The sequence below is a fragment of the Phytoactinopolyspora alkaliphila genome (assembly GCF_010550695.1).
In the GTDB taxonomy this organism is placed as follows: domain Bacteria; phylum Actinomycetota; class Actinomycetes; order Jiangellales; family Jiangellaceae; genus Phytoactinopolyspora; species Phytoactinopolyspora alkaliphila.
In genome coordinates, this window is record NZ_JAAGOB010000003.1 from 13471 (window position 1) to 32867 (window position 19397).

Annotated in this window: 17 protein-coding genes; 12 read left to right on the forward strand and 5 right to left on the reverse strand. The window is 69.1% G+C overall.

The features are described 5' to 3' along the window. Positions 1 to 151 precede the first annotated feature (151 nt). From G1H11_RS06095 to G1H11_RS26905, 5 genes are all read left to right on the forward strand, one after another. Positions 152 to 1333, forward strand: a complete 1182-nt coding sequence (locus G1H11_RS06095) for an acetyl-CoA C-acyltransferase (RefSeq protein ID WP_163817157.1) — start codon at positions 152 to 154, stop codon at positions 1331 to 1333. Between the two features lie 60 nt (positions 1334 to 1393). Further along, complete coding sequence (locus G1H11_RS06100; protein WP_163817159.1) at positions 1394 to 2173, forward strand: IclR family transcriptional regulator domain-containing protein; 780 nt, start codon at positions 1394 to 1396, stop codon at positions 2171 to 2173. Between the two features lie 248 nt (positions 2174 to 2421). Next, positions 2422 to 3354, forward strand: a complete 933-nt coding sequence (locus G1H11_RS06105; RefSeq protein ID WP_163817161.1) for a nicotianamine synthase family protein — start codon at positions 2422 to 2424, stop codon at positions 3352 to 3354. Beyond that, positions 3339 to 4706 carry an ATP-grasp domain-containing protein gene (locus tag G1H11_RS06110; RefSeq protein WP_163817163.1) on the forward strand — a complete coding sequence of 456 codons (1368 nt, stop codon included), beginning with the start codon at positions 3339 to 3341 and terminating at the stop codon, positions 4704 to 4706. Before G1H11_RS06105 ends, G1H11_RS06110 begins: the two co-directional genes overlap by 16 nt. Positions 4707 to 4733: 27 nt before the next feature. Beyond that, positions 4734 to 5420, forward strand: a complete 687-nt coding sequence (locus G1H11_RS26905; protein ID WP_163817165.1) for a helix-hairpin-helix domain-containing protein — start codon at positions 4734 to 4736, stop codon at positions 5418 to 5420. 254 nt (positions 5421 to 5674) lie between these two features. On the opposite strand, the gene G1H11_RS06120 is transcribed toward G1H11_RS26905, so the two are convergent. Beyond that, entirely contained in the window at positions 5675 to 6301 is a 627-nt protein-coding gene (locus G1H11_RS06120) for an FMN-dependent NADH-azoreductase (protein ID WP_163817167.1), read from the reverse strand. Between the two features lie 76 nt (positions 6302 to 6377). Here G1H11_RS06120 and G1H11_RS06125 point away from each other — a divergent pair, with 76 nt between their 5' ends. Continuing rightward, on the forward strand, positions 6378 to 7031 hold the full coding sequence (locus G1H11_RS06125; protein WP_163817169.1) for a TetR/AcrR family transcriptional regulator: 654 nt from the start codon (positions 6378 to 6380) through the stop codon (positions 7029 to 7031). Positions 7032 to 7103: 72 nt separating this feature from the next. Here G1H11_RS06125 and G1H11_RS06130 read toward each other — a convergent pair whose 3' ends face one another. Continuing rightward, positions 7104 to 8261, reverse strand: coding sequence for a substrate-binding domain-containing protein (locus tag G1H11_RS06130; protein WP_163817170.1), 1158 nt, complete (start codon positions 8259 to 8261; stop codon positions 7104 to 7106). Beyond that, complete coding sequence (locus G1H11_RS06135; RefSeq protein ID WP_163817172.1) at positions 8258 to 10009, reverse strand: heparinase II/III family protein; 1752 nt, start codon at positions 10007 to 10009, stop codon at positions 8258 to 8260. Before G1H11_RS06135 ends, G1H11_RS06130 begins: the two co-directional genes overlap by 4 nt. 367 nt (positions 10010 to 10376) lie before the next feature. On the opposite strand from G1H11_RS06135, the gene G1H11_RS06140 reads away from it, so the two are divergent. The 6 genes from G1H11_RS06140 to G1H11_RS06165 all read left to right on the forward strand — a co-directional run bounded on the left by G1H11_RS06140 (position 10377) and on the right by G1H11_RS06165 (position 17654). Then, positions 10377 to 11357 carry a hydroxyacid dehydrogenase gene (locus tag G1H11_RS06140; protein WP_163817810.1) on the forward strand — a complete coding sequence of 327 codons (981 nt, stop codon included), beginning with the start codon at positions 10377 to 10379 and terminating at the stop codon, positions 11355 to 11357. After that, positions 11354 to 13510 (forward strand): DUF2264 domain-containing protein, encoded by a 2157-nt coding sequence (locus tag G1H11_RS06145; protein WP_163817174.1) that lies wholly within the window; start codon positions 11354 to 11356, stop codon positions 13508 to 13510. Before G1H11_RS06140 ends, G1H11_RS06145 begins: the two co-directional genes overlap by 4 nt. A 64-nt stretch (positions 13511 to 13574) precedes the next feature. After that, entirely contained in the window at positions 13575 to 14873 is a 1299-nt protein-coding gene (locus G1H11_RS06150; RefSeq protein ID WP_216843495.1) for an ABC transporter substrate-binding protein, read from the forward strand. 107 nt (positions 14874 to 14980) lie between these two features. Beyond that, a complete protein-coding gene (locus G1H11_RS06155) occupies positions 14981 to 15934 on the forward strand; it encodes a carbohydrate ABC transporter permease (protein ID WP_163817176.1) in 954 nt (317 codons plus the stop codon). Next, positions 15934 to 16839 (forward strand): carbohydrate ABC transporter permease, encoded by a 906-nt coding sequence (locus tag G1H11_RS06160; RefSeq protein ID WP_163817178.1) that lies wholly within the window; start codon positions 15934 to 15936, stop codon positions 16837 to 16839. The genes G1H11_RS06155 and G1H11_RS06160 overlap by 1 nt, the downstream gene beginning before the upstream one ends. 5 nt (positions 16840 to 16844) lie before the next feature. Next, positions 16845 to 17654, forward strand: a complete 810-nt coding sequence (locus G1H11_RS06165; RefSeq protein ID WP_163817180.1) for a YesL family protein — start codon at positions 16845 to 16847, stop codon at positions 17652 to 17654. Here the strand turns inward: G1H11_RS06165 and G1H11_RS06170 are convergent. Both G1H11_RS06170 and G1H11_RS06175 read right to left on the reverse strand, forming a co-directional pair. Then, on the reverse strand, positions 17644 to 18576 hold the full coding sequence (locus G1H11_RS06170; RefSeq protein WP_163817182.1) for an N-acetylglucosamine kinase: 933 nt from the start codon (positions 18574 to 18576) through the stop codon (positions 17644 to 17646). The genes G1H11_RS06165 and G1H11_RS06170 overlap by 11 nt on opposite strands. Beyond that, complete coding sequence (locus G1H11_RS06175; RefSeq protein WP_163817184.1) at positions 18573 to 19352, reverse strand: GntR family transcriptional regulator; 780 nt, start codon at positions 19350 to 19352, stop codon at positions 18573 to 18575. Before G1H11_RS06175 ends, G1H11_RS06170 begins: the two co-directional genes overlap by 4 nt. Positions 19353 to 19397: the final 45 nt, after the last annotated feature.

Sequence of the window (19397 nt, forward strand, 5' to 3'; positions counted from 1 at the left end):
TCCCACCGCCGTGGAGGTTGACGGCGGTACCGGCTCCCGTTACGTTCGCTTGAAGAATTGTCGTGCGAATGGCGAACACGCGTCGGGGGTCGCATTCGGGGACCTGACGTGCCGCTCACCGAGAGCTCCAGAAAGCACCCTGGGAGGCTGCGTGAAGGACGTGTTCCTTTTGGACGGCGTCCGTACTCCCTTCGGCCGCTACGGTGGTGCACTGTCCGGGGTGCGGCCAGACGATCTTGCCGCTCATGTGCTGCGCGAACTGGCCGTCCGGACCGGCTTCGACCCCGGCGACGTCGAGGATGTCGTGTTCGGCGCGGCGAACCAGGCCGGTGAGGACAACCGGAACGTCGCCCGGATGGCCGCGCTCCTGGCCGGCTGGCCCACGTCGGTGCCGGGCACCACGGTCAACCGCCTCTGCGGCTCGAGCATGGACGCCGCGATGCAGGCGTCCCGCACGATCGCCGTGGGCGACGCGTCATTGATGGTGGCCGGCGGCGTCGAGTCGATGAGCCGCGCGCCGTGGGTTCTGCCTAAGCCGGCCAAGGGTTTTCCGGCAGGGTCGGAGACCCTGCACTCCACCACGCTCGGCTGGCGGCTGACCAACCCCGCCATGCCGAGGCAATGGACGGTCTCCCTCGGCGAGAGCACCGAGCTCCTCGCCGAGCACTACGCGATCGGCCGCGAAGCGCAGGAGCGGTTCGCGCTACGCAGCCACCGGCTCGCGGACCAGGCCTGGAACGAGGGCTTCTACGACGGCCACGTCGTTCCGGTCCCGGAGACCGGCCTGACACGCGACGAGGCGATCCGGCCGGACACGTCACTGGAGAAGCTGGCCAAGCTGGCGCCGTCGTTCCGTCCGGACGGCACGGTCACGGCCGGGACCTCGTCACCGTTGAACGACGGCGCGTCAGCGCTCCTTCTCGGTGATCAGGCCGCCGCGGACCGGCTCGGCGTGAGGCCACTGGCGCGGATCGCCGGCCGGGGGGCCGCCGGGGTGGACCCGCACGTGTTCGGCATCGGGCCGGTGCGGGCAGCGGAAGCGGCCTTGGCGCGAGCGGGCATCGGGTGGAGCGATCTTGCCGTCGTGGAGCTGAACGAGGCGTTCGCCGCACAGTCGCTGGCCTGCCTGGCCGAATGGCCGGAGCTGGACCCGGAGCTGCTCAACGTCAACGGGGGCGCCCTGGCCATCGGACATCCACTCGGCGCGTCCGGCGGCCGGGTCGTCGCTCAGCTGGGTGACGAGCTTCGTCGCCGGGGAGGCGGCTGGGGGATGGCCGTGATCTGTATCGGCGTCGGTCAGGGCCTGGCCGTCGTCCTCGAGGGAGCCCGGTGACGACGGCGCCCCACTGCCTGATCGTGGCGCAGCGTTCTTCAACGCCCCAGGACGTGCTGGGTGGCTGAGAAGCCGGAGCGGCGCACCGGCTTCGTCCAGTCCCTGGAGCGCGGACTGGCGGTCATCCGTGCCTTCGACGCCGACCACCCGCAGCTGACGCTGAGCGAGGTCGCGAGGCTGACCGGCCTGACCCGAGCGGCGGCTCGTAGGTTCCTGCATACGCTGGTCGATCTCGGCTACGTCCGGACCGACGGCCGGCAGTTCTCGCTGCGCCCGCGGGTCTTGGAGCTGGGATACGCCTACGTGTCGAGCCTGTCGCTGTCCGAGCTCGCGCTGCCGTCGATGGAGCGCCTGGTGGAATGCGTGCGGGAGTCGTGCTCGATGGCGGTGCTGGACGGTGACGACGTCGTGTACGTGGCGCGCGTGCCCACGAAGCGAATCATGAGCGTGGTCATCAGTGTCGGGACCCGTTTCCCCGCTTACGCCACGTCGATGGGGCGGGTCCTCCTGGCGCATCAGAGCGACGAGTACCTGGACGACTACCTGTCGAGGGTCGAGCTCGCGCCTTTGACCCCGATGACGGTCACCGATCCGGACAGGTTGCGCACCGTGCTCGGCAGGGCGCGTTCGGAAGGGTTCTGCCTGGTCGACGAGGAGCTCGAGGAGGGGCTCCGATCGATGGCTGTGCCGGTCGCCGGCCGGGACGGTGAGGTGGTCGCCGCGCTGAACGTCTCAGCGCACATCAGCCGCGGGTCGCCAGCGGCGATCCGGCGAGATCTGCTGCCCGCGCTGCGGGAGACGGCGGAGGCGATCTCAACCGACATCACCCGCACCCGGTGATCTCGTGCGGTACTGACGACGGGCGCGAGGGCTCAACTCAGGCCGCGCGGCGACGTCCCGGCGGCTGTTCGGCGGAAACCGGCCCGAATGAGCGGCGGCGCGGCCCGGCCTATGGCACCATGAAGCGCGATGAACATGAATCTCATAACCAATCTTGTCCTTGTCTACCCTCTCCTGCACCGTTCGCCCGTAACTTCTTGCGGTGACGATGCGCGCGCGGGCGCGACGCCGGAAAACGGGGTGGCGTGATGACGCTGCTCGACACGCTGCCGGCCGCCACGCGGGCGGCCATTCCGGCCGCCCTCCCGGCTGCCGCGGAGACCGTGGCGTCCCTGTGCTCGATCTATCAGCGGCTCGCCGCCTGCGCCGACCTGCGGCCTGGCTCGGACGTAGACGATCTGTTCCGCCGCTTGGTGGAACTCGTCGTCGGCACGCCGGACGCATGTGCGAACGACGTGCTTGAAGACCCTGTCGTCGACGCTCTCGCGCCTCGGCTGAGAGAGCTGTGCGCTCGCGGTGAAACGGAACTCGAGCGGGAATGGGCCGCCCGCATCGTGGCCGGCCGGCGGCCTGAGAACGAGCTCGCCCTGTTTCCGTACCTAGACAATTACCGGCGGCTGAGTCAGCTGGAGGCCACGGTCCTGCGTGCGGCGGCTCGGCGGCCACTCGGTTCGGTCGCCTTCGTCGGCTCCGGGCCACTGCCGCTGAGCTCGCTGTTTCTCGCCCAGAACCTGGAGGCACGGGTGGACGGCATCGATTGCGACGCGAGCGCGATCTCCGCGGCGCGCCGGCTGACCGCCGCGCTGAACGCGGGCGGGCTCCGTTTCCACCACGTGGATGCCGCCGATGCCGATCTGTCCGGGTACGACGCCGTGGTCATCGCCGCGCTGGTCGGCACGACGTCCGCGGAGAAGGCCGCCATGTTGCGAACGCTGAGGCCCAGAATGGATCCGGAATGCATTCTCCTGATGCGCAGTGCCCGCGGTTTGCGAACGCTGCTTTATCCGGAAGCCGAGGTCGAGTCCTGGTCCGGTTTCGACGTCCTGGATGTGGTCCATCCCGACGACGACGTCATCAACTCCGTGATCGTGGCCCGTCCCCGTGCCGAGGTCACGCCCGTTCACCGGGACTCGGTTGCCGGCCCAGGGCGGGGCGGGGGCGTGACGTGGCGACTCTGCTGATGGTGGAGAGCTGGCTGCATTCGACCGGCCGGTGCCTGCCCCCGATCATTCGGCGATTGGGCCACGACTATGTCCTGGTCACCAAGGATCCCGGTCTCTATCCGCCGGGTCCCGGAGGAGATCCGCACCCCGTCCTGGGCTTCGCCGGCGAGGTCGTGGTCGCCGACACCAATGACGACGACGCCGTGTGCGCGGCCGCGCGCGAGATCGCAGGTCGCCGCCGGGTGGACGGCGTGCTGACGACGTGTGACTACTACCTCGGCACCGTGGCGACAGTTGCCCGTCTTCTCGGGTTGCCCGGCGCACCGCCGGACGTGATGCGTCGGGCCACCCAAAAGCACCTGGTAAGGGTGGCCCTGGACGAGGCCGGCCTGCCCAATCCCGCCTTTGCCGTGGCTGCCGACTGGAACCATGCCCGGGCCGCGGCGGACCGGATCGGGATGCCCGTGATCGCCAAACCGGTCGATCTCAATGCCGGAACGGCGGTCGAGCGGATCCGGGACGAGGCGGCCCTCAAGGACGCGTTCTGGTGTGTGAACGGCGTCGAAAGCAATACCCGTGGCCAGCCCCTTCGTCGGCTCCTGCTGGTGGAGGAGGAGCTGAGCGGCGAAGAAGTGAGTGTCGAGGCGCTGACCTTCGAGGGCGCCACCACGATCATCGGGATCACCGACAAGAGCGTGACCGCCCCACCCGCCTGTGTGGAGGCTGGGCACATGTTTCCGGCCCGCCTGGCACCGCGTGTCGCCAGGCAGGTGGAGGCGTTCGCGGCAGACGCGCTCGATGCCATCGGGTTCACCCACGGCCTCAGCCACATCGAGATCATGATCACCGCGGACGGTCCGCGGCTGATCGAGGTCAATCCCCGGCAGGCCGGTGGCTACATCTTCGACCTCGTCCATCTGGTGACCGGGACTCACCCGCTGCAGATGCTCGTCGAGCTCGCGCTCGGCCGGATGCCGGACCTGAGCGGAGCGAGCGAGCCCGGTTTGTCAAGCGCACTGGTGCCGGCCCGCCAGGCGCCAGCCGCCAGCGCCGCTGTCGTGTTCGTGATGTCTCCGCGGGACGGCGTCCTCGAGCGGGTGAGCGGAGTGGAGTCGCTGGACGCGGATCCCAGGGTGCTGCGCTGGGAGATCCCGACGCCGGCCGCCGCCCGTCGCCCGCGCGACAACGACGCGTACCTGGGCCACATCGTCACCGTGGATCCGGCCGGCCCGGCGGCGAGGGCGCGTGCGGAGGCTGTGGTCGGTGCCCTCCGCCTGCACTTCCGCGATGGTGACGTGGTACGCCCACTCGGTGTTGCGCTCGGCTCCGCGTACGCGGGCGTGCCGGCGGGTGACCACGCCGGCCATTGACCACAGTGCTTGTGGCACTCTTGGGGCGTGAGCAACCGGAGTACCGGAGGAAGTCTCGAGTCGGCTCCTGGCATCGTGCGGTTCGTCACGCAGGCGGTGTGGACGCTGATCCCGGTCATCAGCCTGAGTTTCCTGTCCTTCATCCCCGCCGCGCAGGTGTATTGGCGGGCGCGGACATCAGGCTGGCTGCTCACCCTGGTACTGCTCGTCGTCGCGTCCGGAACGGTGATCACGGCGATGGCGATGGACGCGAGCGGCGCCGGCTTCGGCGGCCTGCTCATCGCCACCGCAGGGGGCGGTGTGGCCGCCGCGGCCGCCGGGCGACGGATCATGTTCGGTCGCCCGACGCCTGACGTCGATCCCGCGATCGAAGAGGTCCTGCGGAACCGGGAACGCCGCGGGCAGGCCCGGGAGATCGCGGTGAACGACCCCGCCATGGCTCTCGAGCTGGGCATCGGCCAGCCGGATGTGCCGGGAAGCTATGCCGACGGCGGGCTCGTCGACCTGAACAATGCCAGCGCCGGTGGCATCGCCAGCGTTTTGAGTCTCGACCCGGCCACCGCCGAGGCTTTCGTCGCCGGGCGTGAGGCGCGGCGCGGCTATGCGTCCCTGGCCGAGGTCGGTGCTCTGTCCAATCTGGACCCGCGGGCACTGGAAGCCAGCGCGGAGTGGATCGTCGTGCTGCCGTACCGCGGGCGCGGCACCGCCGTCTGACCCGCGGCACGCGTCACCGGGTCTGGCCGCCCTGCCGTGCGGTGTCGTTGGCCTCAAGGGCGCGTCGCAGGCGTGAGACCAGGGTCTCTTGTTCCACCGTCGAGAGCGTGTCGAGTAGGCCTTGCTGTGACCGACGCCCGATGGGGTGCAGCTCGTCGTCATGGGCGGTCGGAACGGCGTAGTGGATGAGCCCGAGCCCGCGCTCTGCCAGGGAGTGGCGGACCGGGGCCCGCGTCTACCGTGGCGGTGCCGCCTCAGAACCTCTTCGCGAGCTCGCGTGTGTCCGCCTCAGCGGATCGTCGTCCAGAGCCAGCATCGGCGGTGACGAGATTCGGCCGGAACTCGACGGTCTCGATCTCGTTGATACCGGCCCAGCGCAACCACGTCCGCACGTACGGTGCCTGGAAGTCGCTGCCGAACGCGGCTCCTCGCCCCTCGCCGTAAACGGCGCCGGTGTAGATGACGGCGGCCTTCTTCCCTTCGAGCAGTCCCGTATACCCGGTGTCCGGGTCGAAGCTGAACGCCAGGCCCGGCTGGCTCACCACGTCGATGAGTTGCTTGAGGACGTACGGAATGCCGTGGTTCCACATCGGGACGCTGAACAGGTAGCGGTCCGCGCTGTTGAACCGCTGGAACGCTGACTTAACGGTCCGCCAAGCGGCCGCCTGGTCCTCGTCGAACTCCTGCCCACCGAAGACCGCCATCTTCGCCGCCGTGGCGGCGGGTCCGAACGCGGGCAGCGAGCCGTCCCAGAGATCCCAGTGCTCGATGGTGTGCTCCGGGTGGATTTCGCGATAGGTGTCGAGAAAGACACCCGCGAGGGCGAGGGATTCCGACGCCTGGGCCCGGGGCGAGGCAGAGACGTGCAGCAAGGTGGTCATGTGGCGCTTCCCTTGGTCGGCGACTCGCGAGGCATGCGGAGTCGCGTTGGCGGTAGAACTGGACTACAGTCCGGTTATGGACCAAGGTACCGGACCGCAGTCCGGTTATGCCAGAGGCGCCGACGAACTCCTGGTGTTGCGCACGTCACCCCCTACTGAGCGCGCCGACGCGGCACGGAACCGGGCGGTGGTCCTGGAGTCTGCGGCCAGACTGTTCGCCGAGCACGGAGTCGACAACGTCTCCATGGACGCGATAGCGACCGCGGCCGGAGTCGGCAAGGGCACGCTCTTCCGGCGGTTCGGTGACAAGGCTGGTCTCGCGGTGGCGTTGCTCGACAAGCGGGAACGCGAGCTCCAAGAGGCGATCCTGACCGGTCCCGCGCCGCTGGGCCCGGGAGACGGCGGCGAGGTGCCCGCGCCGGCGAGCAGGTTGTACGCGTTTCTCGACGCATACCTCGACTACGTGCTGGATCATCTGGACCTGGTACGGATGTCCGAGACGGCCGCTCCAGGTGCCCGATACCGCATCGGTGCCTATCGGTTCTGGCACCGCCACACGGCCGTGCTGCTGGCGGCCGTGCACCCGGGAGCCGACGCAGACGCGCTCGCCCACGCGATTCTCGCCATGGTGTCGGCTGAGCACCTGCACGCGGTCGTGGCTGAGCTCGGCGCCGAGCGGGCGCGACGTGCCATTCTCGACGTCACTCAGGCATTCGCCCGCCCTGGCTGATCACACAAGGCGCGCTGCAGGGCAGCCGAGCACGGACATTCGCCCATGACTGAACCCCGGGAGTGGCTCGGCTCAGGTCACGGGCGGCGCGGTGGTGGACTGCCGCACCACCAGCCGTGGCCCGATGACCACACGATGCGCGGCCCGGTCACCCGTCGTGTCGCGCAGGCGGGCGGCGAGCAGGTCGACGGCCGCCCGGCCGATCGCCTCGCGGTGCGGCCGCACAGCGGTGAGCGGAGGATCGCAGAGAGCGGCCACCTGGTCGTCGTAGGCAAGCACCGAGAGTTGCCCAGGGACGTCGATGCCGCGTTCCTGGCACCGCTCAACCAGGGAGATCGCCTCCGGATCCGAGTGCACAAGCAGCGCCGTCGTCCCCGTGTCCAGGCACACGTCGAGGATCTCGTCGACCGTCGCGGACCAGCTGGGACTACGGTGATCGAGAGTGTGGATGTCGGGGACACCCTCGTGCGGCAGCCCGAGCTCCTCGCAGGCGTCCCGCCAGCCGCGGCGCACATGTCGCGACGTCGGACTGCCGACCGTCGTGGTGAGGCCGACCCGGCGATGGCCGAGTCCGGCCAGGTGCCGCACTGCCGCCTCGGCGCCGAGCGTGTGGTCGCTCACCACCGATTCCATCGCCTCGTGGTAGGGCCCGACGGAGACGGCACGCTCAACGAGCACCACCGGGACCGGCGCCGACTCGAGCCAGCGCACCAGTTCCTCACCCTGAGGGCCACTCGTGGTGGGTGCCACCAGCAAGCCGTCGACACCCACCGCCTCGACCAGCCTCGCCAGCTGGCGGCGCTCGTCGGCGGCTTCGTAGGTGGCTCCCCGCAGCACGACCCGGACTCCGGAGGCCGCGGCGGCTTCCCGTACGCCGCGGATGACGTCAGGCCAGTAATAGTCCAGGGACGGCACCACCATTCCCATGGTCAGGTGCAGTCCCGGGTCACCGCCGCCGTTGGTGGGCGACGCGCCGGGTTGACCGCCCGGCACCGCCGTGGCCGCGCCGTCGCCCGCTGATGGGTCGTCGCGCACGGTCGCTCCGCCGTGCACCCGGCGCAGGAGTCCTTGCTCGGCCAGCAGCGCGATGTCCCGGCGCACCGTGATGGGCGTGACCCCCAGGGCCTCGGCCAAGTCGTTCACCCGCACGGTGCCACGGCGATGCAGCGTCTCGAGCACGCGCTCGCGCCGCTCTTCAGGGAGGAGAACCGGCGGTGGGGGCGACGTCATGCATGGACCTCCGCGGTGAGCGTGACTACGCCGTGCGAGCCGGCGGGAGCGTGTAGCGCGAGCCTGGTCACATGGGCGCCCCAGACACGGACGAGCATCGGGTCGTCCAGGACTCGGGTTTCGGTGGTACCGGTCGCCCGGCCGGGGTCCCAGGTGAGCACTAGCGGGCGGGCGTGGTCGAGGGGCCGGACGACGACCCGCCCCGGGGCCGGGACTTCTATCTCACCGGCGAGGAGATAGTGCATCGTGGAGGAGCCGGTGACACTCGCGCCGGAGTATGCCCACGTGTCCTCGATGATCACCCGCTGAGCTTCGCGGTCAAGCGTGGCGTTTCGCCACCAGTGTTCGAGCTGTGGGACGGCATAGGCGGCGCTGAGCTCAAGCCGCACCCGAAAGCGGGCATCCTCGTCGGCGACGCTCACCTCCCGGGCACGGAACTCGGCACCAGGGCTCTGCGGCATCCCGAGCACTTCGGGAACGTTGTGCCAGCTGCTCTGCATGGTCCAGATCGCATACCGGTCCCGGCTGAAGGTCTGCGCGGTATAGGTGGGCCGTCCGGCGTCGACCACGGCTGGCACGCCGTCCACGGCGATCATGACACAGCCGACGTCATTGTGGTTGTGGTGCTCCGCGTTGTGCCCGCCCTTGACCGCCAGCGTCAGCCCGCGCCGGCTGCCGGCGTCCTCACGAGCCAGGCCCAGCTGAGTGCCGGAGAGCCACACGCTGCCGATCAGCGGGGGTGGGGACGGAACGGCGGCGACCCAATCCGGGTCGTGAAGTGCGCTCAGCAGCCGTCCCAGTTCCCGGCTCTTCGACGCCGGCTCACCCGGATCGCGGTACGACACGGCATGAGCGGCAGCCGAGCGGTCGCCGACCCGGCGAGCCCACCGGTAGGGCACGTGCCACGGCTGGTCGGCGTGCGGCTTCGCCGACGCGTCGGCGACGTTGACGTACCAGTGGCCGCCGATGTGCATCCGGTGCGGGAACGCCACCGTCTGCCGGACCACGGGCACGTCGGCCGCGTCCAGAACCCCGCCTGTGGCATGCGCGAGGACGTCCAGCGCCTCCAGCGCCCGGCAGGCTCCGTTCCACCAATACTCGTATCCCTCGTCGATGGAACCGTCGGCAGGGAGCGCCCCGAGGTAGCGGTCCAGGCCTTGAACCGCCCACGCGACCGCCCGGACCCGCTCGTCATCGTCCTCCGCGAGCCTCAACGCGGCAACGAGCACGTTTCCACAGATCCACGGGCACCAGTTGTGTACGTCTCCGTCGAGTCCGAGCCAGTGCCAGTCCGTGCGGCGCAGAAACGGCTGGATCACGCGACGGCTCACCTCAAGCCGGATCCGTTCCCGCAGCCCCGGGTACCGGGTGTTCAGGCCGGCGCCGAGTGTGTGATCGGCCCAGGCGAGCTGGGCGGCCACATCTCCCGCTCCCAGGTCGAGGTACGGCGTGTCGATGTCGGGCAGCACGTTGCCCCCCGCCGAGCACGACCCCTCGTGCGCGGCCCAGCACCATGAGGTCTGCTCGCACAGCAGGACGAGCCCGTCCGCGGCCTCGTCCACCCAGACGTCGTCGCCGGTGGCGGCGGCCAGCACCACGGCGCGGCTCAAACGTTCCTGCCTGGCGAAGACCTGTTCTTCCCACGCAGTGCGACTGCCGTCCCGGAAGAACCGGGTGTATTGGGACGCGCGTGGCTGCGGCCACGCCGTACCGAGCTCGGATTCGGCTTGACCCCGGAGGCGCCGCATGGTGGCGGGATCCGCCTTCGTCCATGCGGCGGCATTGTATGCCGGACCCGGCAGGGCTTCCGCCGCAGGCAGGAGCGTCTCGGCAAGTGCGTCCGCACCTGCTGCGGAGCCCCACGCGGCCAGCAGAGGCCCGACGTTCGGCGCGTGACGACGGATGACGGCCTCCTCAGCAGCAGATCGGTCGTCCGATCATGACTGATCACAATTGATTATTTCAAGCCCTTGACGCCCAGTGCGTTCGCCGAGTTTACTCATCCACTACGTTCGAACGAACATAAATGATCGCCAATGATCGACGGGCTGATCTGATGCCACGAGGAGACCTCCACCGGTGAGACAACGACGACGGCCGCAGGCACTGCTGCTCATGGACGGCGGGAGTTTCGCCGCCCAGTTCCACGAGCAGCAACTCGGCCGGTTGCGGTCGCTGGCCGGACTCGGTGAGCCGGTGTGGGCCGACGACATGGACGCGCCTCACGTCAGGGCACGGCTACGGGAGGTGGAGGTGCTCATCACCTCATGGGGCTGTCCCATCCTGACGGCCGAGCGGCTGGCCGCGGCCCCGCGGCTGCGGGCGGTCTTCCACTGCGCCGGCACGGTTCGCCCGCTCGTGAGCGATGATCTGTGGCAGCGCGGCATCCTGGTCACGAGCGCCGCGGACGAGAACGCGATCCCGGTCGCCGAGTACACCTTCGCCGCGATCGTCTTCGCCGGCAAGAGGGCGCCGTTCCTCGCTCGCAACCCGCGGGAGCATCGAAGCGACTGGACCTTGGGCAGCGGCCGGGACGGGCTCTCTAACCGTGGACGCGTCGTGGGCCTGGTGGGGTACTCGCGGGTCGGCCAGCGCGTCCTCGAGCGGCTGCGCAGCCTCGAGGTGGACGTGCTCGTCACCGATCCCTACGCGGACAAGGCGCAGGTAGCCGATGCCGGAGGGCGGCTCGTCGAGCTGCCCGAACTGCTGCGAGCCTGCGACATCTTGTCGCTGCACCTCCCGGAACTGCCCTCCACCCGGCACCTGATCGGCGCCGCTGAGCTCGCCCTCCTTCGCGACGGTGCGACGGTGATCAACACCGCACGCGGATCGGTGATCGACACGGACGCTCTAGCTCGGGAATGCGCTTCCCAGCGGATCGACGCCATCCTCGACGTCACCGATCCAGAGCCGCTCCCCGTCGATTCGATTCTCTTCGACCTGCCCAACGTGATGATCACGCCGCACATCGCCGGCTCCTTGGGCTCGGAGACCCGGCGGATGAGTGACAGCGCGCTCGACGAGCTCGAGCGCTATCTGGCCGGATTGCCGCCCCGGGCACCGGTCACGGCCGACGAACTGAGGCTGAGCGCATGACCGCGACGAGAGATGCAAGACGAGACACTACGGCTCCGATCACCGGCTGGGCCCGCGCGGACTGGGCTCTGCTAGCCGACCGGATGCTGGCGGCGGTTCGGCCGTATGCCTCGCCCGGCCATGCCCGGATCACCCCGCCCGGAGACGCAGGCGGCTACGGCAGTGACGTGGACGGGCTGGAAGGGTTCGCTCGCACATTCCTCCTGGCCGGCTTCCGGCTGGCCGGCGAAGGCGGTGCGGATCCGGCCGGATTGCCCGGCCTGGCCGAGTGGTACGCCGAAGGCCTGATGACGGGAACCGATCCGGGGTCCGCTGAGCGCTGGCCCCGGCCGGACGAGCATGGCCAGGCCAAGGTCGAAGCCGCGTCGATTGCGCTGATCCTGGACCTGACCCGGCCGTGGATCTGGGACCGGCTGCCGCCGGGAGCGCAGGAGCGAGTGGTCGACTACCTCGCTACCGTGGTCGGGGACGACGACTATCCGCGATGCAACTGGGTGTGGTTCCGGGTGGTCGTCGAGACGTTCCTCCGTTCCGTGGGAGGCGCGTGGTCGCTCGACGATGTCACGGCCGACGTCGACGCGCACGAGTCGTTCTACCGGTCGGGCGGCTGGTACGCCGACGGTGACGAGCGCTCCTTCGACCACTACTGCGGCTGGGCGCTACACCTGTATCCGATCCTGTGGTCCCGGATGCGTGGCGTGGCCGACGGCGGCGACGAGCTGACCCGGGTTGCCACCGCGCGCCAGGAGACCGACCGCAACCGGCTTGCACGATTCCTGCGGGACTACATCCGCCTGATCGGTGCGGACGGATCGCCGCTGATCCAGGGGCGCAGCCTCACCTACCGATTCGCCGCCGCCGCCCCGCTCTGGGTGGGTGCGATCGCGGGCGTGGGCGCCGGAACGGGTGCGGTGGACGGAAATCCTCCGGCGACGTCCCCCTCCCTGGGCCAGCTGCGCCGGGCCGCGTCGGGCGTCGTCGCACATTTCGCCGAGCGCGGCTCGCCGGACGAGCGTGGCCTGCTGACGCTGGGCTGGCACCACGAATGGCGGCGGCTCGCGCAGAGCTATTCCGGGCCAGGTTCGCCGTACTGGGCGGCCAAAGGCATGCTGGGCCTGGCGCTTCCCGCCGATCATCCGGTGTGGACGGCGAGCGAGGAGCGCCTGCCGGCCGAAAGCGATGACGAGGTGTGGGTGGCCGAAGCGCCCGGTTGGCTGGTCAGCGGAACCTGCGCCGACGGAGTCGTGCGCGTGGTGAACCACGGCACCGACCACCACGTCCTCGGTTCCGGCGCCGCTGACTCGCCGCTGTACGCCCGGCTGGGGTACTCGACCGCGACCGCCCCGTCATTGTCCGCGGAGGCGTGGGAATCACCCGTCGACCAAGCGGTCGTTCTGCTCGACGCCCGCGGCAGGGCCACTCACCGCACAGGGATGCGCACGCTTCTCACCGAGGTCCGCGGAGACGGCGGCGCACGGCACGCCGTCGGAGCGTCCACCGCCCGTGCTCATTGGGTGGATGCGGCCCCTGGTCAGCGCGACCACGGGTCAGGCCGTTCCGGTGTGGCCCAGGACGCCGCGGCCGTCACCACCGTCTCGGTGGTGCGTGGCAGCTGGGAGGTGCGCTGCGTGCGCGTCGACCATCTGCCCGGTGATCCGGGTGCGGCCGCGGTGGCGGTGCGGTTGCGCGTGGGCGGCTGGGCATTGGCGGATGACGACGAGAACCCTCGAACCGACCCCGCAGAGGCGACCGGGGGAGCCGGTACGGTGACGGCGGCCGTGTGGTCCCGGCGGCTGGCATCCCTGCTCGTCGCGGACGACGGGTTCGACGACGCGGGCGTGTACACCGAGGAAGACGCCGGCCCGCTGGGCACGTACAGCCGGACGCCCTGGGTGTCCGGCCCCGTGCGGGCCGGCCGGTGGGTCGTCGTCGGCGTCGGACTTCTGGGCCGCACGGGCAACACCCACGATGCCGGAAGCGCCGACGACGCTGGAAGCGCCGGAAACGCGGGCAGCGCCGAGACCGCTGTCCTGCCGGAATTTCACGTCGAGCACGTCATTGGCCGGGTGCATGTCGTCTGGCCGGATGGCGTCCGTACGGAGACCGAACTGCCTGCGTCGACGCCGGAGGACCTTCCGGGCAGCACGAGCTGAACAGGCACGTCCAGACACAGATCACAGGTTTCGGGGACGAGACCTGACGAGAGGAGATCGGAACATGCGACGAAAGCTGGCAATGGGTGTGCACCGGCGGGGGGCGATCGGAGCCGCGCTGGCGCTGGCGCTCGCTGTGACCGCGTGTGGCGGAGATGAAGGCGGCGACGGAGACAGCGCGTCGGCCGGGGACGGCGATGTCACACTGTCCGTGTCGGTGTGGAACATGGATACCACGCCGGAGTTCCGAGCGATGTTCGACGCATTCGAGGAAGCCAACCCGAATATCACGATCCAGCCTGTCGACATTCTCGCGGACGACTACGACGACAAGCTCACGGCGATGCTGGCCGGCGGTGATAAGACCGACGTGCTGACCATGAAGAACGTCATCGGCTACTCGCGCTACGCCAACCGCGGGCAGCTCATGGACATCAGTGACCTGGTGGGGTCCACGGACACGTCGGACCTCGCCGGCCTCGACGCCTACGACATCGACGGCTCGTACTACGCGATGCCGTATCGACAGGACTTCTGGCTGCTCTACTACAACAAGGGGATGTTCGACGCGGCTGGGCTCGACTATCCGGAGAACATCACCTGGGACGAGTACGTCCAGCTTGCCGAGCAGCTGACATCGGGCGAAGGCGGCGAGAAGGTGTACGGGACCTACCACCACACGTGGCGCTCGGTCATCCAGGCCATCTCCGCGGCGCAGACAGGCGGTGACCAGCTGGGCGGCGACTACTCGTTCTTCGCCGACCAGTACGAGATGGCGCTTGGAGTGCAGGACTCCGGCTTCGCGCTCGACTTCGGTACGGCCGTCGCACAACAGGCCGACTACCGGAACATGTTCGAGACCGAGGCGACCGCCATGATGCCGATGGGCACCTGGTATATCTCCGGGGTCCTCGCGGCGGCGGCGAACGGTGACACGGACGTCGACTGGGGGATCGCTCCGATGCCGCAGCGTCCGGACTCCAGCGAGGTCGTGACGTTCGGCTCGCCCACCGCCTTCGCGGTGAATGAGAACGCCGAGCACGCCGACGCCGCCAAGATGTTCGTGGAGTTCGCTGCCAGCGAGGAAGGCGCCAAGGCGATCGCCGAGGTGGGGGTCGTCCCGGCGTTGCAGAACTCGGCGATCACCGATGCGTACTTCGCCCTCGACGGCATGCCTGAAGACGACCTGTCCAGGACGGCGTTCGAGCCGGACGTCGTCGAGCTGGAGATGCCGGTCAGCGAGACCACGTCGGACATCGACACCATCCTCAACGAGGAACACCAGTTGATCATGGTCGGCGACAAGTCGATCGAGGACGGCATCGCCACGATGGGGGACCGGGTCGACAGCGAGGTCCGTTAGGACATCTCGCGTCGCGTTCCACCCGCTGATCGTCAACGAGGAGCCACACCCACGTGCCACCGTGGCCATCCGTTGATGATCAGCGGGGCGAGGCCGGAGAGGACCACATGTCTCATGTAACGACTCAGCCTGACGCCGCCAGGCCGGCGCCCTCGGAACGGGGCCGGCCGCCGCGTCGCCAGGGCAGAAGCCGTCAGGTCAGGCGGAACACGCTCGTAGGGTGGAGCTTCATCCTGCCCAACTTCGTCGGCTTCGCGCTCTTCACCCTCGTCCCGGTGACTGCCGCGTTCGTCCTGGCGTTCATGGAGTGGAACTCGTTCGGCTCGCCGGAGTGGGTAGGGCTGGACAACTTCCGGCGGATGCTCGGGGACGAGAACTTCAGGGTCGCCCTGTTCAACACGTTCTTCTACGCCGGTGGCCATATCCCGCTCACACTCGTCGCCGCTCTGACGCTGGCGATCGTGCTGAACCGGAAGATCCGCGGTGTGCAGTTCTTCCGCACCGCCGCCTTCTTCCCGTACATCACCTCCCTGGTCGCCGTCGCCGTGGTGTGGAACATGATGTTCAACCCGACGCTGGGGCCGGTGAATCAGATCCTGGAGACGCTGGGGATGGCCAACCCGCCGGGCTGGACCGCCAGCACCGACTGGGCGATGCCCGCCGTCATCATCACCAGCGTGTGGCGGGACATGGGGTATTACATGGTGCTCTACCTCGCCGGTCTGCAGACCATCCCCGAGGAGTACTACGAGGCCGCACGGGTGGACGGGGCCAACGCGTGGCAGCGGTTCTGGCACGTCACGCTCCCGGGCCTGCGGCCGGTGACGTTCTTCGTCGTCGTCATGCTGACCATCCAGAGCTTCAAGATCCTTGATCTGATCGTGGTCATGACCGACGGCGGGCCGGGTCGCAGCACGCTGGTGCTCGCCCAGCTCATCTACCGGGAGGGGATCCGCGAGGGCCGCTTCGGCTACTCGTCGGCGATCGCGCTGGTGCTGTTCTTCATCGTGCTGACCGTGACGGTCTTCCAGTTTCGCCTCAATGAACGGAGGAAGGCCTGATGACCGCCATGCCTGACGCTGCGTCTCCGGCCTCGCCGGTGGCGCCGGGGAAGACGCCGGCAACGGCGGTGCGGGCGCGCCGCGACAGGCACCTGATCCGCAAGGCGGCGACGTACATCGTCATGACAGTTGCCGCATTGCTGGTGCTGGTGCCGTTCGCGTGGATGATCTCGTCGTCGCTGAAGCGCAACAACGAGGTCTTCACCGTTCCCATCCAGTGGATACCGGACGAGTTCCGATGGTCGAACTTCGTCGAGATCTGGGACCGCATCCCGATGGTGACGTACCTGCGGAACTCGGCGTTCCTCGCGATCACCATCACCTTCCTGCAGGTGCTCACCGGGAGCTTCGCCGCCTACGGCTTCTCCAAAGTGCGCTTCCCGGGACGCGATGCCCTGTTCGTCGCCTACATCGCGACCATCGCGGTGCCGTGGCAGGCATACATGGTGCCGCAGTACATCATGATGCAGGAAGCCGGCCTGACCAACACGTTCTGGTCGATCATCCTGCTGCAGGCGTTCGGCGCGTTCGGGGTGTTCCTGATGCGCCAGTACTACATGTCGATCCCGGACGAGCTGGTCGAGGCGGCCCGGATCGACGGCCTCAGCGAGTACAGCATCTACCTCCGGATCATGCTGCCGCTGTCCAAGCCGGCTCTGGCCAGTCTGGCGCTGCTGACGTTCGTCAACACGTGGAACGACTACATGGGGCCATTCATCTATCTGACCAGCAATGAGCTGTGGACCGTCCAGCTGGGACTGCGGTCGTTCATCGGACAGTACAGCGCCGACTACGCGATGATCATGACCGGCGCCGTCATCTCGGTCCTGCCGATCGTCGTCATCTTCCTGCTCGGCCAGCGGTACTTCATCCGCGGCATCGCGACGACGGGCCTGAAGGGGTGAGCGCGATGGGGACGACCGCGGGTGCGCAGCGGTACAGCGGCGAGCACGGAGCGTGGCAGGGCAGGACATGGGATTCCGGCGACGAGCCGGACGGTACGGACACGCGTGGTGGCGTGGTCCACGCCCTGATGCGGCCGGCTGCGCAGAGCACGTATGAGAACATCTTCGGCACCGTGTACGTCGGCCTGATGGTCAACCTTCTGCTGGCCGCGACCTGTTCACCGCTGCTGGTGGCGCTGGCGATCGTGCGCGACCCGGTCGCATCGTGGCCGTTCTTCCTTGCACTGTCGGCGGTGTGTGCGCCTGCGCTGGCGGGAGCGTTCGGCTGCTTCAGGGAACTTAGCGACGGCGGCGGCTCGACGGTGCTGCGCCCGTTCTGGACGGCCTACCGCTCCGCGGCGCGCCGGGCACTGGGCGTGTGGGTCGCGGGCTCGGCGATCGTGACCGCCTTGCTGGTCGACGGCGTCGTCCTCGCGCGCACCGCGTGGGGCGGGGCCTTGGTGCCCTTCTTCGTGACGACGTCGTTGTTGGTGGTTGCGGTCGTGGTCGGCGTCGTCGTGATGGTCGTCGAACGGCCGGACGCGCGGTTGCGGGATCTGGTGCGGCCGAGCATCTACCTGCTGGCGCGCCGCTGGTACCTGGTGGCGATGAACCTGGCCGTGCTCGCCCTGGCTGTCGGGATCGCGCTGCTCAAGCCGGCGATCGGGCTGCTGGTGGTCTGTTCGCCCCTGCTGTACGTGGTGTGGGCCAACACCCGCTACATGCTCAACCCACCCGCTACCCCGCCCGTGTTTGCCGATGGTGTCAGGCGGTGACGACCCCTGCGCTGAGTGCGTCCGCGTGGCCGGCGGCGAGCAGGGCTGCGCCGTCGAGCGCGTCACCGGAGGCGGGCACCGGCACCGCATAGGGGCATCGGGCGGCGAGGAACTGCCGGAATGGCATCTCCAGGAGATCGCCGGCCTTGAACAGTGCACCGGTCGAGCTCACCTGGACGCTGTCGCCGTCTCCTCGCACTCGTTCCGCGGCGGCAATCGCAGTCCTGGCCAGCTCGTGCGCGGCGTTGTGCCAGATGAGCCGGGCGGTGTCATCCCCGTCTCGTGCGGCGGCAGCGACATCCGCGGCGAAGGCGGCCACTGTGCCGGCCAGATTCCCGACGGAGTACAGGGTCGCCGTGAGCCGGTCCAGGTGGCCGAAACGTGCTTGCGCCAGTTCGGCGAGATGAGCTGAACCGCCCCGTCCATCGTGGTGCCGGAGTGCGGCCGCCAGGCCTGCTCTGCCGATGTCGTACCCACTGCCCGCATCGCCGACGGCGAACCCCCACCCGTCGACGCGCGCCCAGCTGCCGTCGTGTCCTACCCCGAGTGCCACGGTGCCCGTGCCGGCTGCGACGACGACGCCCGGCCGGCCACCGAGCGCGCCGGCATGTGACGTGACGACGTCCCCCGTGATCAGAACCCGTCCGGCGCCGGTGGCGGCGCGGAGGCGGGCGGCCAGCTCCGGGGCACTGTCCATCCGTTCGAACAGGCCGGTGAGTCCCGCGGCGACCACAGCCGGCTCTCGACTGATCGCGAGCACGGCTCGGGTCAGGGCATCGGCGACCGTGGATATGCCGTTCTCGGCCGCGATCAGCGGCAACCCCGGTGTGACAGCTGCGGGCCTGATCACCGATCCATCTGCCGACGCCGCCGCCCGGCAGCTCGACCGTCCGGCGTCGACCACCACCACATGTCCGGTCATCGGATCGGCGAGGCGACCGCCGCGGACAACACGGCACGAGCCGGATACGCCAGACCGTCGCCATTCGGTGACGGCTGCAGTTCCGCGGTGAGGACGTACCGATCTCCCCGATAGAGGCCGCGGGTGTACTCGATCACTCTGCCATCCGAGATCGCCGTCGTCAGCCGGCAGAGGAAGGCCAGCGAGCCGGTGGGGATGTCGAGGATGGCCGATTCCTCGTCGTTGGTCATCGTCGGCTCGATGGTTTGCGTGCCCGACGCGATCCGGAGCTCGTAGCGCTCACTCAGGACCTGGTACAGCGAACGGCGCTCCAGTTCCTCTTCCGGCAGGCCCGGGACCAGGTGTGCGGGCATATGCACGGTCTCGATCGCCAGGGGCTCGTCGTCGGCGAGCCGCAACCGGCGCAGCTGGATCACCTCGTCGTCCGGATCGATACCGAGCCGCCAGGAGAGCGGCGCTCCCGCCGGGATTCTGGCCACCGTGAGGAGCCGGCTGGACGGGCGCAGGCCGCGGCGTTCCATGTCGGCCGTGAACGACGACGCGGTCAGGGGTTGAGCCAGCTTGGATTGGGCCACGTACGTGCCGCTGCCCTGCCGTCGCTCTAGATAGCCGTCCCGAACGAGATCGTCGACTGCCCTGCGCACGGTGACTCGTGAAACACCGAGCTGGTCGCTGAGCGCCCGCTCGGCCGGGATGGCGGCGCCGAGAGCGAGGCCCTCGAGGAGATCGAGGATTCGGTCACGGACCATCTCGTGCTTCCGGGGGTTCGCCGTCATGCCCCGCCTTCCACCGGTTCGAGCCTTCTTGATGAGCAGTTTGGT